This is a genomic window from Streptomyces sp. NPDC052064, assembly GCF_055585925.1.
Window position 1 is genome coordinate 62,676 of sequence record NZ_JBVJJE010000010.1, and the last position, 16,553, is coordinate 79,228.

Sequence of the window (16,553 nt, forward strand, 5' to 3'; positions counted from 1 at the left end):
CGACCGGCATGGCCGCACCCGCAAGGGGTACTCAGTCGATCTTGGAAGGCCCGGCCCGAGAGCCGGCTGTCGGAAGGAGATCTGTGTCTGACGAGACGGTGAAGAACGTCTTCGTGATCGGGCTCGACGAGGCCAATCTGCCGACGATGCGGGAGGTTCCCGGAGCTGATCGGCTGCGCTTTCACCCCCTGCTGACCGTCGAGGAACTCCAGGTCGGCGAGGTGCACCTGCCCACGCTGTTCGACAAGGCCACGGGGGTGCTGGACGCCTTCGACGGGAGCATCGACGCGATCGTCGGCTACTGGGACTTCCCGGTCAGCACCCTCGTGCCGATGCTGAGCGAACGCTACGGAACGCGGAGCACGAGCCTTGAGTCGGTGGTCAAGTGCGAGCACAAGTACTGGAGCCGCCTCGAGCAGCAGAAGGCGACCGACCGGCACCCGCGCTTCGGCAAGGTCGACCTGTCGGCCGAGCCGCCTCGTCCGCCCGAGGACGTGACCTTCCCGATGTGGGTCAAGCCGGCGCTCTCGTACTCCTCCGAACTCGCCTTCGGAGTGGATGACGAGGAGGAGTTCCGCTCGGCCGTCGCCGAGATCCGCGACGGCATCTCCCGCATCGGCCGCCCCTTCGAGCACATCCTCGAACGCATCGACCTGCCGCCGGAGATGGACGGCGTCGGCGGCCGGGTCTGTCTGGCGGAGGAGGCGATGTCCGGCGTCCAGGTCGCCGTCGAGGGCTACGCTCACCAGGGCGAGGTGACGATCTACGGAGTTCTTGACTCCATCCAGTACCCGGACTCCCCCTGCTTCCTGCGCCACCAGTACCCCTCGACGCTGCCGCCGGCGGTCATCGCGGAGCTCCACGACGTCTCGGAGCGGGTGATGCGGCAGATAGGAATGGACTCGGCCACCTTCAGCATCGAGTACTTCTACGACCCGCGGACGCAGTCGATCAACCTGCTGGAGATCAACCCCCGGCACTCCCAGTCGCACGCCGAGCTGTTCCAGTATGTCGACGGCGTCCCCAACCACCACTGCATGGTCCGCCTCGCACTCGGCGAGGACCCGCGCATGCCGCACCGCGAGGGCCCGTACGCGATGGCGGCGAAGTGGTACCACCGCTGGTTCACCGACGGAGTGGTGCGCCGGGTGCCGGGGCCCGAGGAGATCGCCCGCATCGAGCGGGAAACGCCGGGCGTGCGCATCGAGGTGGTCCCCGAGGAGGGCACCCGGCTCTCGGAGCTGCCCGGACAGGACAGCTACAGCTACGAGTTGGCGCACATCTTCACCGGCGGGGCGGACGAGGCGGAGCTGCGGGAGAAGTTCGACCACTGCGTGGCGGCCCTGGGCCTCGCCTTCGACGAGCCCCCGACGGAGTGAAATACCCGCCGGAGTGAACCCCCACGAGAGTAAGGAGCACGTGGGTTCCATGCGTTACGTGACCAACCTGCCGTACGCGACGAAGGAAGAAGAGCACGTCACGATCCCGATGTCCGACGGGGTCCGGCTCTCCGCGCACATCTGGCGTCCCACCTGCTCGGACCAGGAGCCGGTGCCCGCGGTGCTGGAGTACATCCCGTACCGCAAGCGCGACCTCACGGCCGTGCGCGACTCGATCCACCACCCGTACCTCGCCGGACACGGCTACGCCTGTGTCCGCGTCGACCTGCGCGGCACCGGCGACTCGGAGGGCGTGCTGCGCGACGAGTACCTGGAACGGGAGCAGGCGGACGCGGAGGAGGTCCTGGCCTGGCTGACGGAGCAGCCCTGGTGCGACGGCGGCACGGGCATGATGGGCATCTCCTGGGGCGCGTTCGCGGCGCTCCAGGTGGCGGCCCGGCAGCCGCCGGGCCTGAAGGCCATCGCCATCGCCTCCTTCACCGACGACCGGCACGCCGACGACATGCACTACATGGGCGGCGCCCTGCTGTCGGACAACCTGGCCGAGGCGGGCACGATGTTCGCCTACGGCACCTGTCCGCCGGACCCGGCCGTGGTCGGCGACCGCTGGCGCGAGATGTGGCAGGAACGGCTGGAGCACACCGAGCCCTGGGTCCTCCAGTGGCTGCGCCACCAGCGCCGGGACGACTACTGGCGGCACGCCTCGGTGTGCGAGGACTACAGCAGCGTGCGCTGCCCGGTCCTGGCCTCCAGCGGCTGGGCGGACGGCTACTCCAACGCCGTGACCCGGCTGCTCGGCCACCTGGACGTGCCCCGCAAGGGGCTGATCGGCCCCTGGTCGCACAAGTTCCCCCACCTCGGCGAGCCCGGCCCCGCCATCGGCTACCTCCAGGAGCTCGTACGGTGGTGGGACCACTGGCTCAAGGGTGTCGACAACGGCGTGATGGACGGGCCCATGCTGCAAGCGTGGATGCAGGACAGCGTGCCGCCCTCCACCGCGTACGAGGAGCGGCCGGGACGCTGGGTCGGCGAGCCGGACTGGCCTTCCCCGCACATCCGGCAGGCCGTTCATCCGCTCACCCGGCACACGATCGGACCTCCGCGGGAGGCCACGGGCGAGGGGAACGCCCCCGACGGCGACGCGATGACCGTGCAGTCGCCACTGTCCGTGGGCCAGTTCGCGGGCAAGTGGGCCTCCTACAACGCGCCCCCGGACCTGCCGTACGACCAGCGCGAGGAGGACGGCGGCTCCCTCGTCTTCGACACCGAGCCGCTGACCGAGCAAGTGGAGATCCTCGGCTCACCGACCGTGGAACTCGACCTGTCGGTCAGCGAACCGGTCGCCATGGTGGCCGCGCGGCTGTCCGACGTGAGCCCGGACGGCGCCGCGACCCGTGTCTCGTACGGCATCCTCAACCTCACCCGCCGCGACAGCACGGAGTCCCCCGAGCCGCTGGAGCCGGGCCGCCGCTACCGCGCCACCGTCCCGCTGAACGGAGTGGGCCAGGCGTTCCCGCCCGGCCACCGCATCCGGCTCTCCCTCTCCACGTCCTACTGGCCGCTGGCCTGGCCACCGCCGAAGCCCGCCCTGCTGAGCGTCCACGAGCACTCCAGCACGCTCACCCTGCCGGTGCGGCCGGTGGAGGAACCGGACGAGGTGCCGGCGTCCCCCTTCGGCGAACCCGAGGGCACTCCCCCGCTCGCCATGAGCCAGGTGACGCCCCCCGAGGAGCGCTGGGAGGTCAAGCGGGACCTGGTCGGCTACCACTCCGAGCTGGACATCGTGAAGGACCGGGGCACGGTCCGCTTCGAGGACATCAACCTGGAGGCCGGGCGCCGCGCCCGTGAGCGCTACACGGCGGTCGCCGACGACTTCACCTCGGTCAGCGGCGAGTCCACGTGGACCATGCGGTTCCAGCGGGACGACTGGGACGTACGGGTGGTGACGCACACCCAGTTGAGGTGTGACGACACGGACTTCTTCGTGGACGCGACCCTCGACGCGTACGAAGCCGACCGCCGGGTGTTCTCCCGTACCTGGAACGAGCGGGTACCGCGCGACCTGCTGTAGCGGGACCAGGGGGGCAGCAGCCGTGTCCTCCCGGCCGAGAGCCTTCTCCGGCGGACAGCCGCACCATGTGACGAGGCACCGCGCTTCGTCGAGTGGGGCAACGGGCATCGGGACTACTTCTTCCGCTCCCGTGAGTGACCCGCCGCGAGGCGGCCGCCGAGGGCGCTCTCGGTGTGGGCGACGAAGTCGTCGAGGAGCCGGTGGAGGAACACGGCGAGCTGCCGCAGTCCCCCGGGCGACCAGGCCGACAGCGCCATCTCCATGCCCCGGCGGCGGGCCTCCTGGATGCGATGGACCGCGTCCAGGCCGGCTTCCGTGAGCTGAACGCGCTGGGCGCGCCGGTCGTCCGGGTCGGGGACGCGGGTCACGTGGCCGGTGCGCTCCAGTTGCCGTAGCTGCCGGGTGACGTGGGACGCCTCCACCGACAGCCGGGCGGCCAGCACCCCGGGGCGCAGCGGGTCGCTCTCGGCGATGTGCAGCAGGACCGTCGCGGCGGCCCGGTCCAGGGACAGTCCCGACCCGGCCATCAGGCGCTCGTGCTGCCGGGCCCGGCCGGCCAGGTACGCGATGCGGGTGAGGGCTCGCTCGATCTCGATCAGATCCGTCGAGACGGGCGCCGCCGTGGGCCGTGGGGACATGGCACGACCCCAGATGCGCTATCAGATCGTGGCGGAGCTGGGCGCGGAGGGTTACGCGGCGCAGGGCGTGCCGGCCGACGTCTCCGACCGTGCGTCGGTCGAGCGGCTCGCCCGGACCGCGGTGGAGCAGGGGCGGATCACCGCCGTGGTGCACTCCGCCGGTGTCGCCGCCGCGACGGCCTCGGTCCGCAGGATCCTCGACGTGGACCTGCTCGGCACGGTGTACGTGATCGAGGCGTTCGAGAAGGTGGCCGTCCGCAGCACCTCGCAGGTCTGTGTGGCCAGTCTGGCCGGGCACATGGCCTCGATCGACGGCGAGGACGAGGCCGCCCTGGCGACTGCTCCCGCCGAGGAGTTGCTCGGGCTGAAGGCGGTCACGGCCCTCGGCGACGACCCGACCGCCGCCTACATCCTCGCCAAACGCGCCAACCACGTACGGGTGCAGGCCGCCGCCCTCGCCTGGAACCGGCTCGGTGCCCGCGTCAACACCATCAGCCCCGGTGTCATCGCCACCGCCATGGCGAAGACGGAGGCCGACTCGGGCGCCGAGGGGCACATGCTCGGGATGCTCGACGCGTGCGGCGCGGGCCGGCCGGGCACGCCCGGCGAGATCGCCGACGCCGTGGCCTTCCTCACCGGCCCCGAGGCCCGGTACATCACCGGCAGCGACCTGCTCGTCGACGGCGGGCAGGCGGCCTGGATCCGCCGGCACACGCGGCGTCCGGGATGACGGTGGCCGGATCGTCCGCCCGGCCGGCCTGGACAGGGCACTGCGGCGGCCCTGCCGTTCGACTGTGTCACCCTCCGCCTGGTCGGCAGCGACGACCTCACCGCCGTGGCCGCGCCCTGGTCACCGTCCCGCAGTGACGCGGTACGCCTGTCGGCGTGACCGGGTCGGATACTGTTCGGCGGTGCCGCGGGTGCAAGTGCGGCGCTGTGGAAAGGTGTTGTTGTCGAGGCAGGAGGGTGAGGGACATGCCGCAGGGGGTTGTCGTCCGGTTCGACGACGTCAAGGGATACGGCTTCATCGCGCCGGACAACGGCGGGGAGGACGTGTTCGTCCACGTCAACGACCTGACCGAGCCGGGCACATCGCTGGCCGGTGGCACGCGGGTCGTGTTCGACGTCATGGACGGCGGGCGTGGCCTCAAGGCCTACGACGTGTCGCTGGCCGATCCGGCGCAGGCGACCGGTGGCCGCGGCACGAACGGCAGGGGTGCGCTGCCGCACGGCGGTGGTCCGCTGCCGAGCGGTGCGCTCGACATGTCGCGGACGACCACGGTGACCGTGGAACGCGGCGCCGAGTCCCGGCCGGAGGACACCTGCGAGGTCTTCTCGCGGGGCGAGTTCACCCAGCTCGTCACCGAGCTGCTGGTGACCCGTGGCCCGGACCTGACGGCGAAGCAGATCGTGGAGCTGCGCACGGCACTGGCGGGTTTCGCCACGGAGCACGGCTGGGTGGTCGACTGACGCCTGGCCGGGTGCGCCGTGGTGGGGGCGGCCCGGGGACGCCCCCGGGCAGTCCGACGGCTCGCTCAGCGCGGCGCGACAGCGGGCTGGGTCAGCCGCTCGCGGATGAGGCGGATCACGTCCGGCGCGTGGTCGACGAGGAAGAAGTGCCCGCCGGGGTACCGCTCCATCTCGAAGGCGCCCTGGGTGTACGCGCTCCAGGCGCGTACCTCGTCATGGCTCGCCTTGGGGTCGTCGTCTCCGGTTAGCGCGGTGACGGGGCTGCGGAGCCGGTGGTCCGTCGCGCACACGTAGGTCTCCGCCGCGCGGTAGTCGTTCCGGACGGCCGGGAGGACCATACGCATCAACTCGTCGTCCCCGAAGACCTGTTGGTCGGTGCCGCTGAGCCTGCGCAGTTCGGCGATGATCCCGGCGTCGTCGTGCTGGTGCACCTGCTCGTCGCGGTGGCACGACGGTGCGCGGCGCCCCGAGACGAAGACCCGCTCGGCGACCAGCCCCGCCTGCTCCAGCCGTACGGCGACCTCGAAGGCCAGTGTCGCGCCCATGCTGTGCCCGAACAGGGCGAAGGGGCGGTCCACCGCGCCCGTCACGGCCCGGCGCACCTGGTCCGCGAGGCCACCGATGGTGTCGATCATGGGCTCGTGGTGCCGGTCCTGGCGCCCCGGGTACTGGACGGCGAGCACCTCGACACGGGGGTTCAGCGCCTGGGCCACCGGCCGGAAGAAGGACGCCGAGCCACCCGCGTGCGGCAGGCAGACCAGTTGCACGGGGGCGTCGGGGCTCGGGAAGTAGCGCCGTATCCACGGATCGGTGGCGGTCATGAGACCTTCCTGTTCTGTCGCGCGGGACTGCGGCGACGCCAGCGGCCCGGGCGGGCGCCGCCGTCTTCTCGGTGCTGGGCCGTGCATCCGCCAGCGTATGTGCGGGCGCCCCTTGCTGGACACCCCGACAGCCCCCTACACATAGGCCGACGGACACCGGAGAACTCGGTATACGAGCCCGGTTCGGCACCGGACCGGGCACCGCCTGGAGGTACGCCATGACCGACTCACCCGCCCCCGAACCCGGGGTGCCGCCGACGACCGCCCGCACGGGACGTGTCGAACTCACGCCCGCCGCCGAGGACCTGCTGCTGCGGCTGACCGGGACACACGGGCCGGTGATGTTCCACCAGTCCGGCGGCTGCTGCGACGGCAGCGCCCCGATGTGCTACCCGCGCGGAGAGTTCCGGGTCGGTGCCGCGGACGTCCTGCTGGGGCACGTGGCCGGGGACACCCCGTTCTGGATGAGCGCGGACCAGTTCACGTACTGGTCACACACCCATCTCACCGTGGACGTGGTCCCCGGCCGTGGCAGCGGCTTCTCCCTGGAGGCCCCGGAAGGCGTCCGCTTCCTGCTCCGCTCCCGCCTCCTCACCGACGAGGAGCTGCGGCGCATCGAGTCGGAACCGCCACTGCCGACCGGGGCGGACCAGGTCGCCTAGGGGATGTCGACCCCGCATGGCCCTGGAGAGTCTGGCCCGGTTCGTCGAAACCGGCCGGGACTTTTAAGGCGCGGCGCACACGGACGGCAGCGCCCGCCCGAGCCCCTTCAGGTGCAGTTCGTCGAGCCGGTGGGTGTACGCGGACCAGCCTGCGGCGGTGGCCAGCCGCGGACCGCACGACGGCAGGGTCCGGGCCCGTTCCGTGTCGTCGAGCGCGGTCAGCAGCTGTGTGGTGATGCGGTCGAGGGCCGGGCGGACCTCCTTGGCCAGGTCCGGCCGTTCGGTGGGGCGCTCGCCGGGGTTCGCGTCCCAGCGGGCGTACAGGCCGCGCTGCACCAGCTTGTTCGCCTCGATCTGGTCCCGGAACACGGCGGCCACGGCGTCCGGGTCGAGGCCGAGGCCGGTCGCCCGGGCGCGGACGTCGTCCAGGATCCGCGCCTCGCGCTCCGGGTCGTCGATCGGCGTGTCCGTGCCGTACTTGGCGGCGGCGACCTTGTCGGCCAGCAGCAGCCGTTGCGCGAGCAGTTCCGTCACCGACGCCAGGTCGTGCGCGGCGGCAGCCGTGTGGCGTACGGGAGCGGGCCGCTCGGCGGCGGTGGCCGGGCCGACCGTACCGGCCGTACCGAGGGCCAGAGTTGCAGCAGTCGTCAGGGTGCTGAGGAGAGGGAGGGCGGACCGGAGACGTCGAGGGCGCACAGGGGTGTCCTTCCGTGGGGGCGAGGCGCCGGACCGCGGCGCTGTCCGGCAACCTATCGATCGCCGTCAGGCTCGTGGTTCGCCGAGGTCCCAGAACAGGCCCGCCATGATGCGCAGTCCTTCGCGGGCCACGGACCCCAACAGGTGTTCGTCAGGGGCGTGTTGGGAGCAGGAGGGGTGGGAGTGCGGGATCCACACGGTGGGCAGGCCGAGGACGTCCGCGAAGGCGTCGTTGGGGAGGGTGCCGCCGAGGTTCGGCAGGACGGCCGGTTCCTTGCCCGTGGTGTGCCGCAGGGAGCCCACGGCCCAGCGGACCCAGGGGTCGTCAGGGCTGAGGCGGGTCGCGGGGACGGCCTGGAGCACCTCGACGTCGACCGTGGACAGGCCGTGGGCGTCGAGGTGGTCGCGGACGATGCGTTCGAGGTCGCGCCAGGGCGTGCCGACGACGAAGCGGAGTTGGACGTCGGCGTGGGCGGTGCCGGGGATGGCGCCGACGGGCTTGGCGGGATCGCCGGCGGCCAGGGCGAGGATCTCCAGGGTGTTCCAGCCGAAGACGCGTTCGGCCGGGCTGAGGCCCGGCTCGCCCCAGTCGGTGTCCACCTCCGGGTCGCCGTCCCCGCCGCCCACGGTGAGGTCCGCCAGGGCGGCCGCGACGGGCCCGGGAATCGCCGGCGGTCGCAGTCCCTCCACCAGGATGCGGCCCCGGGAGTCGACCAGGGTCGAGAGGGCTCCGGTGAGCACCGTGGCGGGGTTACGCAGGGCGCCGCCCCAGTTGCCCGAGTGGTGGGCGCCCTCGCGCAGGGTCACGCGCAGGCGGAAGTTGGCGGCGCCCCGGGAGCCGAGGAACAGGGTGGGGCGGCCGGCCGCGAGGCGTGGGCCGTCGGAGGCGATGAGCAGGTCGGCGGCCAGGTCGTCCTTCGTCCGGCGGCAGACCTCGTGCAGGCCGGGTGAGCCCGACTCCTCCCCCGTCTCCACGAGCACCTTCAGGTTGAAGCCCAGCCGGCCTTCCCGAGCGGCCAGGACCTGTTCGAGCGCCGCCAGGTTGACGGTGTGCTGGCCCTTGTTGTCGGCGGTGCCGCGCCCGTAGAGGCGGTCGCCCTCGACGACGAGTTCCCAGGGGGACAGGCCGGTGCGCCAGCGGCCGTCCTGGCCGGGGACGACGTCGCCGTGGCCGTAGACCAGGACGGTGGGCAGGCCGTCGGCCTCGTGCCGGTGGGCGAGCAGGAAGGGGCCCGCGTCCGGCACCGGATTGTCGACGATCCGTACGGTCGCGCCCAGGCGGCGTACGGCGGGGGCGAGTTCGTCGGCCAGGTAGGCGCGCAGCGGGCCCGGGCCGTCCGGCGGCGGGCTCTGGGTGGGGAACGCGACCCGGCGCCGCAGGTCGGCGAGGAAGCCGCCGGAGTCGAAATAGGCCTCGGCCAGGCCGATGGCGGTCTCACGTGTCGTCATGCCGTCCACTCCCGGGGTCCGTCGGGCCGGGTACGGCGGCCAGGAGGCCGTCCTCCCGGTCGAGCCAGTGCCGCCGCAGTGCCTGGAGCACGACGGAGACGTCGAAGGAGATCACCCCGGGAAGCTCCGCCAGGTCCCGGGTGAGGAACGCGGCGAGACCCTCCTCGTCGCGGAAGACGCCCTGGTGGACGACGGAGAAGGTGCCCGCGTTGGTCGACACGTACCGGGCGGAGGGATGCCGGGCGAGCGTCCGGGCCCCCTCGCACACCCCGCTCGGTGACACGGTCAGGGCGACCACCGCCTCCAGGGCGTAGCCCAGCAGTGCGGGCTCGATCTCCACGCGGGGGCGGACGAGTCCGCGCTGGAGCAGCGACTGGGTGACGCGGTAGGCGGTGGACTGCCCGATGCCCAGCTCCCGGGAGACCTGCGCGGCGGTCATCCGGCCGTCGGCGGCGAGCAGGCGCAGGGTGCGCAGTTCGTCACCTGTGGGGCGGGCGGGCCGGTCCGTGCCGCCCGGGTCCGTCTCGCGTTCCTCCGCCGTGTACGTGGCGAGCAGTCGGCGCTGGTCCTCCGTCAGGCGCGGCAGCCGCCAGGCGTCGGACTTGGTGTCCGCGCGCAGGACGAGTTCGGTACGGGTGGACCGTATGCCGGGGAGGCCGGCGATGCGCCGGGTGAGCAGGTCGCGGGCCTCGGCGCGGCGCGCGGGCTGGACGACGCAGTAGACGTCCGCCTGCCCGGCGGTGATCGCGACATGGGCCGCCTCGGGCAGTTCGACGAGCCGCCGGGCGACGTCGACGGCCCGTCCCGGCGCGGCGGCGACCCACACGTGCCAGGGGGTGCCCTCGCCGGACACCGACAGGTCGACCTGGCCGATCACCCGCAGCAGCCGGTTCGACTCCAACCGGGCCAGCCGCCGTCCCACGGTGCTCGCCGACACGCCCAGCGCCTGGGCGAGCAGGCTGAGCGGGGCGCGTGGTGCGCGCTGGAGCGCGGCGACCAGGTCGAGGTCGTCGTCGTCCAGGGCGTTCTCCATGCGCCCCATTCTCCTTTGAAAGAATCCGTCAACCAGCGACTTCACACGACCGATACGACCGCAACAACCTTTTTACTTGCATGATTTCATCAAGCGGTCGTCAATAGGGGCGTGACCACCGCCACTTCGCCCCCGCCGCCCGACGTCCCCTCGAAGCAGCTCTCCCGGTTGCTTGCCGTCCTCGGGCGCATCGAGCGCCTCGGCAACAAACTCCCCCACCCCTTCTGGCTGTTCGGTGTGCTCAGCGTCGTCCTGGCGCTGGTCAGCTGGCTCCTGTCGGCCACCGGAGCCTCGGCGCTCAACCCCGCCACCGGCGAGACGGTGGGGGTGCGCAGCCTCGTCTCGGGTGAGGGGCTGCGGATGATGATCTCCGACGCGGTGACCAACTACGCCACGTTCCCGCCGCTCGGCACGATCCTCGTGGTCATGCTGGGCGTGGCCGTCGCCGACCGGTCGGGGCTGCTGCCCGCGATGCTGCGGGCGGCCGTCGCCCGGGTCCCGGCCCGGTGGCTGACGTTCACGCTCGCCTTCACGGCCATGGTCGCGCACGTCGCGTCCGACGCGGCCTACGTGGTGCTGGTGCCGCTGGGGGCGATGGCGTTCCGGGCGGTGGGGCGCAGTCCGATGCTGGGTGCCGTGGTGGCGTTCGTGTCGGTGTCCGCCGGGTACGACGCGAGCCCGCTGGTCACCCCGACGGACGCGATCCTGGCCGGGCTCACGACGGCCGCCGCGCACACGGTCGACCCTTCGTACGTGGTCAATCCGCTGTCCAACTACTTCTTCTCCGTGGCCTCGTCGGTCGTCCTGGCCATCGTGGTCACCGTCGTCACGGAGAAGGTCATCGCCCGGCGGGTGGCGGCGATGCCGGAGGAACCGGAGCCGGAGGACGCCCCCGAGACCGCCGGTACGGAAGCCGGGGGACTGACGCTGCGCCCGGAGGAGCGCAGAGGCTTGCGCAACGCGGGTCTCGCGCTGCTGGTGTACGCCGCGCTGGTCGTGGCGGCGATGATCCCGGCCTCGTCACCGTTGCGGGGCGAGGGCGGCAGCATCGTGCAGTCGCCGGTGCTCACCGGCATCGCGGTCGTCCTGGCGGTGGCGTTCCTGATCGTGGGCGCCGTGTACGGGCGCACGGTCGGGACTGTACGGACCGGCCGGGACATCCCCGACCAGATGGCGAAGGGCCTGCGCGAGATGGCGCCGATCCTGGTGCTGTTCTTCGCCATCTCCCAGTTCCTGGCGTACTTCAAGTGGACCGGCGTCGGCGAGGTCCTGGCGATCCGGGGCGCCGGCCTGCTGAAGTCGGCGGGCATCACGGGCCCGATCGCGTTCCTGGGCGTCCTGCTCGTCTGCACGGTCATCAATCTGCTCGTCACCAGCGGCTCCGCACAATGGGCCCTGGTCTCCCCGGTGTTCGTGCCGATGTTCATGCTGCTGGACATCCCGCCCGAGGTGACCCAGGCGGTGTACCGCATCGCCGACTCGTGCACCAACGCGGCGACCCCGATGAGCGCTTACTTCGTGATGACCCTGGGCGTCGTCCAGCGCTACCGGCGCTCGGCCGGCATCGGCACGCTGCTGTCGCTGACCCTGCCGCTGTGCCTGGTCATGCTGGCGGCCTGGACGCTGCTGTTCTACGCCTGGTGGGCGCTGGGCATTCCCCTGGGCCCCGGAGTGCCCGTCCGCTGACCGCCCGGCCGCTTCCGTACGTACGAGGAGGACCGCCCATGCCCCTGACCCGTGCCGAGTCGCTGGCCCGAGCCGCCCTGCCGGAGATGACCGGCGACCTGCGGATGCTGGTCGAGCTGGAGACACCCAGCGACGACAAGGAGTTGCTGACCGCCGGGCTCGCCGCCGTCGAGGCCTGGACACATCACCGGCTCGGCCCGCCGGACGAGTCGCGGCGCTACGACGGCGGTCCGCACGGCGACATGCTGGAGCTGCTGTACCGGGGCACATCGCCGACGGTGGTGCTGGTCCTGTGCCACTACGACACGGTGTGGCCGGCCGGCACCCTCGCCGAGTGGCCCTTCCGGGTGAGCGAGGACGGGCGGGCCACCGGTCCGGGCGTGTTCGACATGAAGTGCGGCCTGGTGCAGGCGGTGTGGGCGCTGCGACTGCTGCGGGAACTGGACCTGCCGCGCCCGTCGGTGCGGCTGTTCCTGAACGGCGACGAGGAGATCGGCAGCCCCGCCTCCCGGCCGCACATCGAGCGGCTGAGCGAGGACGCGACGGCCACGCTCGTGTGCGAGGCGTCGGCCGGGCCGGAGGGGGCGCTGAAGACGTCCCGTAAGGGCGTCGGCCTCTTCGAGGTGACGGTGGAGGGCGTGGAGGCACACGCGGGCCTCGATCCGTACCGGGGCGCCAGCGCCGTGCACGCCCTCGCCGAACTGGTCACCCACATCGCGGGGCTGGGTTCCCGGGAGCGGGGCACGACCGTCAACGTCGGCCTGATCGGTGGCGGCACGGGCCGCAATGTCGTCGCCCGCCGGGCGAGCTGCGGAATCGACGTACGGATCCCCGACCCCGCCGAAGCGGCCCGTATCGACGCCGCCCTGGCCTCCCTCGCGCCCTCCGACCCCCGTGTAAGGGTCTCGGTCAGCGGCGGCTGGAACCGTCCCCCGATGGTGCCGGCGCCCGCCTCACGGCTCCTGTTCAAGCAGGCGCGCGCGGCGGCGGAGGAGCTGGGGTGGTCCCTGCGGGAGACGGCCGTCGGCGGGGCGAGCGACGGCAACTTCGTCTCCGCGCTCGGCCGTCCCGTCCTCGACGGCCTGGGCGCGGTGGGCGACGGCGCCCACGCACGGCACGAGCACGTCCTGCTGGAGCATGTCCCGCCGCGCACGGCGCTGTTGGCGGGGCTGCTCATGGCCGGGGCGATGTAGCCGCGGAACGGCCGGGGCGGTGGAGCCGCGGAACGGCCGGGGCCGGTGGAGCCGCGGAACGGCCGGGGCCGGTGGAGCCGCGGACGCCTTCCCGACCTCTGGACGCCCTCACGCGGGCTCGCCTAGGGTGCGACGGCAAGCGCTTTCTAGCCTGCCCATGCCAATCCCACGTGCGCGCAGCCCCGCCGACGGCCCGGACGAGGAACCGACGCGGGTCTGACGCGGAAAGGCAGTCCCCTGTGTCGCACAGATCTTCGTCTCCGCCGCCGCAGAGATCCTCGTCTCCGTCGGTGACCCGCAAGTCGTTCTTACGGGGAATGACAGCCGTCGGCGCCGCGCCCCTGCTCCCCGCCGCCGTACTCCCGGCCGGCACCGCCGAAGCCGCCCCCTCCGCCCGACCGGACTTCCCGCTGCTCCGGAACGGCACCCCTGCGAACGTGTTCGTGGACGCGGCGGACGACCCGGCCGTGATCCGCGCGGCCGGTGACCTCGTGGCGGACGTGGAGCGGGTCGGGGGCGTCAGACCACGGCTGCTGCACACCGCGCCCCAGCGGGCCGAACTCCTGGTCGTGGTGGGGACCATCGGCGCGAGCCCGGTGATCGACCGGCTCGTCCGGCACGGACGCCTGGACGTCTCCCGGGTGCAGGGGCGCTGGGAGGCGTCCGTCACCCAGGTCGTGGACCGTCCGCTGCCCGGCGTGGACCGCGCCCTGGTCATCGCGGGCAGCGACCGGCGCGGCACGGTCTACGGCGTCTACGACACCTCGGAGCGCATCGGCGTCTCGCCCTGGTACTGGTGGGCCGACGTCCCGGTGGTCCGCCGCGACACGGTGACGGTCCCTGCAGGCCCCTTCGTACGCCACGAGCCCGCCGTCCGCTACCGCGGCATCTTCATCAACGACGAGCAGAACCTCACCACCTGGTCCCACCGCACCCAGGAGCCGGACAAGAACATCGGCCCCCGGACCTACGAGCGGGTCTTCGAGCTGCTGCTCCGCCTCAAGGCCAACTACCTCTGGCCCGCGATGCACCCGTACTCCGACTTCTTCAACAAGCACCGCGAGAACCCCGAACTGGCCGAGCGCTACGGCATCGTGGTCGGCTCCAGCCACCCCGAGGCCATGCTCCGCAACGGCGTCCACGAGTGGGAGCCGTGGGCCGAGGAACACCGGAACCCCGACGGCACCCTGCCGCTCTACGACTACACGGTGAACCCCACGGTCATCTCCGACTACTGGCGGGCGCGGGCCCGGCAGAACGCCGGCTACGAGAGCAGCTGGACGATCGGCATGCGCGGTCTGCACGACTCCGCTCTGGAGACGAAGTACGCCACCACGATCCCGGAGAAGGTCGCGGTGATGAACGACATCATCGCCGACCAGCGCCGCATCCTGGCCGAGGAGGTGGGCGAGGCGGCCCAGCCGCAGATCTTCATCCCGTACAAGGAGGTCCTGGAGCTGTACAACGCGGGCGTCCAGGTCCCCGACGACGTCACGCTGATCTGGCCGGACGACAACCACGGCAACATGCGCCAGCTCCCGAACGAGGCGGAGCGGCGGCGCGCCGGCGGCAACGGCATCTACTACCACCTCTCCTACTGGGGCCGCCCCAGGAGCTATCTGTGGCTGGACACCACGCAGTTGAGCAAGGTGTGGCAGGAGCTGCGCCGGGTCCACGACCACCAGGCCGACCGGATGTGGATCTTCAACGTCGGTGACATCAAGTCGATCGAGACGGGCCTGTCCTTCTGCCTGGACATGGCATGGGACGTGGACCGCTGGGGCGCGGGGAACGTCGAGGACTTCCTGGTGGAATGGGCCGGGCGCCAGTTCGGCCGGCGTCATGGCTCGGAGATCGCCGCCATCCGCACGGAGTACTACCGCCTGGCGGCGGAGCGGCGCCCGGAGTTCATCGACAAGGCGATCTTCTCGACGGTGCACCACGGAGACGAGGCGGGCCGCCGGCTGGCCGCATACGAGCAATTGCTGGACCGGGTGCGGAAGCTGGGCGCGAAGCTGCCCGAGCCCTACCGCGACGCCTTCTACGAGCTGGTCGCATACCCGGTGCACGGCGCCTACTTGATGAACCTGAAGTACTACTGGGCGGACCGGAACGCGCTCGCCGTCCGACAGGGGCGCGGCGCGGGCACCAACCGCTTCGCGGACCTGGCCGAGGCCGCCCACGCCGAGGAGCAGGTGATCACCCGCCGCTACAACTCGGAGATCGCGGGCGGCAAGTGGGACGGCATCGTCAACCCCTACCCCTCCCAGATCCCGAAGGCGCCAGGTCGTCCGGCCGTCACGCGGGTACCCCGCCAGGAGACCTCGGGCCTGGGGCTGGCCGCGGAGGGCAACGAAACGGGAGCGAGCCGCCCGCTGTCCTTCTCCTCCTACACCCGCGACCGCCGCTTCGTGGAGGTCTTCAACACGGGTTTCCTCCCGCTGGAGTGGCAGGCCGAGCCGAGTCACCCGTGGATCCGGCTGAGCGCGGCGGGCGGCGAACTCACCGACCAGACACGGGTGTGGGTGGAGATCGACTGGACGCGGGCACCGGAGGGCACACACCTCCCCACCCTGACCTTCACGGGCGCCGGCACGACCGCCGAGGTGACCCTGCGGGTGGTCAACGACGGCGAACGGGCCCGGCAGCGCGCCCGCGGTTTCGTCGAGGCCCACGGCTACGTGTCGATCGACGCCGCGCACTTCGACCGCCAGGTGGCACGCGGCGGCGCCCGGTGGCGGGTGGTACGCGGCCTGGGACGCCGCACGGCCGCCGTCGAGGCGGTCCCGACGACCGCACCGCCGATCACCGAGGACCTGCCCACCCGGTCACCGGAGCTGCGCTACCGGGTGCGCTTCACCAGCACCGGCACCTTCCCGGTGACCGTCTTCCGGCTGCCCTCCCTCGACGAGCGGGGCAAGCGCCGGCTGGCGGTCGCCCTCGACGACCAGCCGCCGACGGTCCTCTCCGGCCAGGCGATCGCCACCGGCAACCGGGGGGATGCCTGGGCCCGCAACGTCGAGGAGGGCATCGAGAAGCTGACCGCCACCGTGATCGTGACGGAGCCGGGTGAGCACGTCCTGCGGCTGTTCATGGCCGACCCCGCGATCGCCGTGGACCAGCTGGTCATCGACACGAGTGGCCTGCCCGCGAGTTATCTCGCGCCACCGGAGAGCTACCACCGCCACTTCAATCCCGACCCCACCGACGCACCGGGCGTGGAGGCACCGGACCAATAGGCCGGTCACCGGACCGATCGGCCAGTCACCGGCAGCCGCCTGGCTGTTCCCCGGGCGTGACCTCCATGTCCATGCCAGGCGCCTGCCGCGACTCCCGTGTTCTTCGGGAGCACTGACGGGCGCACAGGTTTCTGCGTGCACAGAAGAGCAATAAAAAGCTGAGTGCATGCAGCAACCGTGATTCACTCGACGCCC

At 72.0% G+C, this 16,553-nt stretch carries 13 protein-coding genes; 8 read left to right on the forward strand and 5 right to left on the reverse strand.

Annotated features, from left to right (window positions below; translation table 11 throughout):
* The first annotated feature begins 83 nt into the window (after positions 1 to 83).
* Complete coding sequence (locus ACZ6TU_RS26360) at positions 84 to 1,379, forward strand: ATP-grasp domain-containing protein (RefSeq protein WP_467676011.1); 1,296 nt, start codon at positions 84 to 86, stop codon at positions 1,377 to 1,379.
* A 49-nt stretch (positions 1,380 to 1,428) separates the two neighbouring features.
* Entirely contained in the window at positions 1,429 to 3,471 is a 2,043-nt protein-coding gene (locus tag ACZ6TU_RS26365; protein WP_469551488.1) for a CocE/NonD family hydrolase, read from the forward strand.
* 113 nt (positions 3,472 to 3,584) lie between these two features.
* On the opposite strand, the gene ACZ6TU_RS26370 is transcribed toward ACZ6TU_RS26365, so the two are convergent.
* The gene (locus ACZ6TU_RS26370) at positions 3,585 to 4,109 is read right to left on the reverse strand and encodes a MarR family winged helix-turn-helix transcriptional regulator (protein WP_469551490.1); all 525 of its coding nucleotides are present in this window, start codon (positions 4,107 to 4,109) and stop codon (positions 3,585 to 3,587) included.
* Here ACZ6TU_RS26370 and ACZ6TU_RS26375 point away from each other — a divergent pair.
* Together ACZ6TU_RS26375 and ACZ6TU_RS26380 are read left to right on the forward strand one after the other, a co-directional pair.
* Positions 4,108 to 4,839, forward strand: a complete 732-nt coding sequence (locus tag ACZ6TU_RS26375; protein WP_469551493.1) for an SDR family oxidoreductase — start codon at positions 4,108 to 4,110, stop codon at positions 4,837 to 4,839. The genes ACZ6TU_RS26370 and ACZ6TU_RS26375 overlap by 2 nt on opposite strands.
* A 245-nt stretch (positions 4,840 to 5,084) precedes the next feature.
* Positions 5,085 to 5,579, forward strand: a complete 495-nt coding sequence (locus ACZ6TU_RS26380; protein ID WP_469551495.1) for a cold-shock protein — start codon at positions 5,085 to 5,087, stop codon at positions 5,577 to 5,579.
* Positions 5,580 to 5,644: 65 nt separating this feature from the next.
* Here the strand turns inward: ACZ6TU_RS26380 and ACZ6TU_RS26385 are convergent, their stop codons facing one another.
* On the reverse strand, positions 5,645 to 6,400 hold the full coding sequence (locus tag ACZ6TU_RS26385; RefSeq protein ID WP_467676021.1) for a thioesterase II family protein: 756 nt from the start codon (positions 6,398 to 6,400) through the stop codon (positions 5,645 to 5,647).
* 218 nt (positions 6,401 to 6,618) lie between these two features.
* Between ACZ6TU_RS26385 and ACZ6TU_RS26390 the strand changes: the two genes are divergently transcribed.
* Positions 6,619 to 7,062, forward strand: a complete 444-nt coding sequence (locus tag ACZ6TU_RS26390; protein WP_467676023.1) for a DUF779 domain-containing protein — start codon at positions 6,619 to 6,621, stop codon at positions 7,060 to 7,062.
* 63 nt (positions 7,063 to 7,125) lie between these two features.
* Here the strand turns inward: ACZ6TU_RS26390 and ACZ6TU_RS26395 are convergent, their stop codons facing one another.
* The 3 genes from ACZ6TU_RS26395 to ACZ6TU_RS26405 form a co-directional block, all read right to left on the reverse strand.
* Positions 7,126 to 7,758, reverse strand: a complete 633-nt coding sequence (locus ACZ6TU_RS26395; protein ID WP_467676025.1) for a chorismate mutase — start codon at positions 7,756 to 7,758, stop codon at positions 7,126 to 7,128.
* Positions 7,759 to 7,824: 66 nt separating this feature from the next.
* Positions 7,825 to 9,207: a M20 family metallopeptidase gene (locus ACZ6TU_RS26400; protein ID WP_469551500.1), complete on the reverse strand. Its 1,383-nt coding sequence runs from the start codon at positions 9,205 to 9,207 to the stop codon at positions 7,825 to 7,827.
* Positions 9,194 to 10,240 (reverse strand): Lrp/AsnC family transcriptional regulator, encoded by a 1,047-nt coding sequence (locus ACZ6TU_RS26405; RefSeq protein ID WP_467676029.1) that lies wholly within the window; start codon positions 10,238 to 10,240, stop codon positions 9,194 to 9,196. Before ACZ6TU_RS26405 ends, ACZ6TU_RS26400 begins: the two co-directional genes overlap by 14 nt.
* Before the next feature lie 111 nt (positions 10,241 to 10,351).
* Between ACZ6TU_RS26405 and ACZ6TU_RS26410 the strand changes: the two genes are divergently transcribed.
* The 3 genes from ACZ6TU_RS26410 (at position 10,352) to ACZ6TU_RS26420 (ending at position 16,358) form a co-directional block, all read left to right on the forward strand.
* Positions 10,352 to 11,926, forward strand: coding sequence for an AbgT family transporter (locus tag ACZ6TU_RS26410; RefSeq protein ID WP_469551503.1), 1,575 nt, complete (start codon positions 10,352 to 10,354; stop codon positions 11,924 to 11,926).
* A 38-nt stretch (positions 11,927 to 11,964) separates the two neighbouring features.
* The gene (locus ACZ6TU_RS26415; protein ID WP_467676033.1) at positions 11,965 to 13,119 is read left to right on the forward strand and encodes a M20 family metallopeptidase; all 1,155 of its coding nucleotides are present in this window, start codon (positions 11,965 to 11,967) and stop codon (positions 13,117 to 13,119) included.
* Between the two features lie 317 nt (positions 13,120 to 13,436).
* On the forward strand, positions 13,437 to 16,358 hold the full coding sequence (locus ACZ6TU_RS26420; RefSeq protein ID WP_469551506.1) for a glycosyl hydrolase 115 family protein: 2,922 nt from the start codon (positions 13,437 to 13,439) through the stop codon (positions 16,356 to 16,358).
* Positions 16,359 to 16,553 lie beyond the last annotated feature (195 nt).

What these genes read in the sequence shown, in the direction of transcription:
- ACZ6TU_RS26365 (WP_469551488.1), top strand. Translation starts at nt 1,429, where the DNA reads ATGCGTTACGTGACCAACCTGCCGTACGCGACGAAGGAAGAAGAGCAC.
- ACZ6TU_RS26375 (WP_469551493.1), top strand. Translation starts at nt 4,108, where the DNA reads ATGGCACGACCCCAGATGCGCTATCAGATCGTGGCGGAGCTGGGCGCG.
- ACZ6TU_RS26370 (WP_469551490.1), bottom strand. Translation starts at nt 4,109, where the DNA reads ATGTCCCCACGGCCCACGGCGGCGCCCGTCTCGACGGATCTGATCGAG.
- ACZ6TU_RS26380 (WP_469551495.1), top strand. Translation starts at nt 5,085, where the DNA reads ATGCCGCAGGGGGTTGTCGTCCGGTTCGACGACGTCAAGGGATACGGC.
- ACZ6TU_RS26385 (WP_467676021.1), bottom strand. Translation starts at nt 6,400, where the DNA reads ATGACCGCCACCGATCCGTGGATACGGCGCTACTTCCCGAGCCCCGAC.
- ACZ6TU_RS26390 (WP_467676023.1), top strand. Translation starts at nt 6,619, where the DNA reads ATGACCGACTCACCCGCCCCCGAACCCGGGGTGCCGCCGACGACCGCC.
- ACZ6TU_RS26400 (WP_469551500.1), bottom strand. Translation starts at nt 9,207, where the DNA reads ATGACGACACGTGAGACCGCCATCGGCCTGGCCGAGGCCTATTTCGAC.
- ACZ6TU_RS26405 (WP_467676029.1), bottom strand. Translation starts at nt 10,240, where the DNA reads ATGGAGAACGCCCTGGACGACGACGACCTCGACCTGGTCGCCGCGCTC.
- ACZ6TU_RS26415 (WP_467676033.1), top strand. Translation starts at nt 11,965, where the DNA reads ATGCCCCTGACCCGTGCCGAGTCGCTGGCCCGAGCCGCCCTGCCGGAG.
- ACZ6TU_RS26420 (WP_469551506.1), top strand. Translation starts at nt 13,437, where the DNA reads ATGACAGCCGTCGGCGCCGCGCCCCTGCTCCCCGCCGCCGTACTCCCG.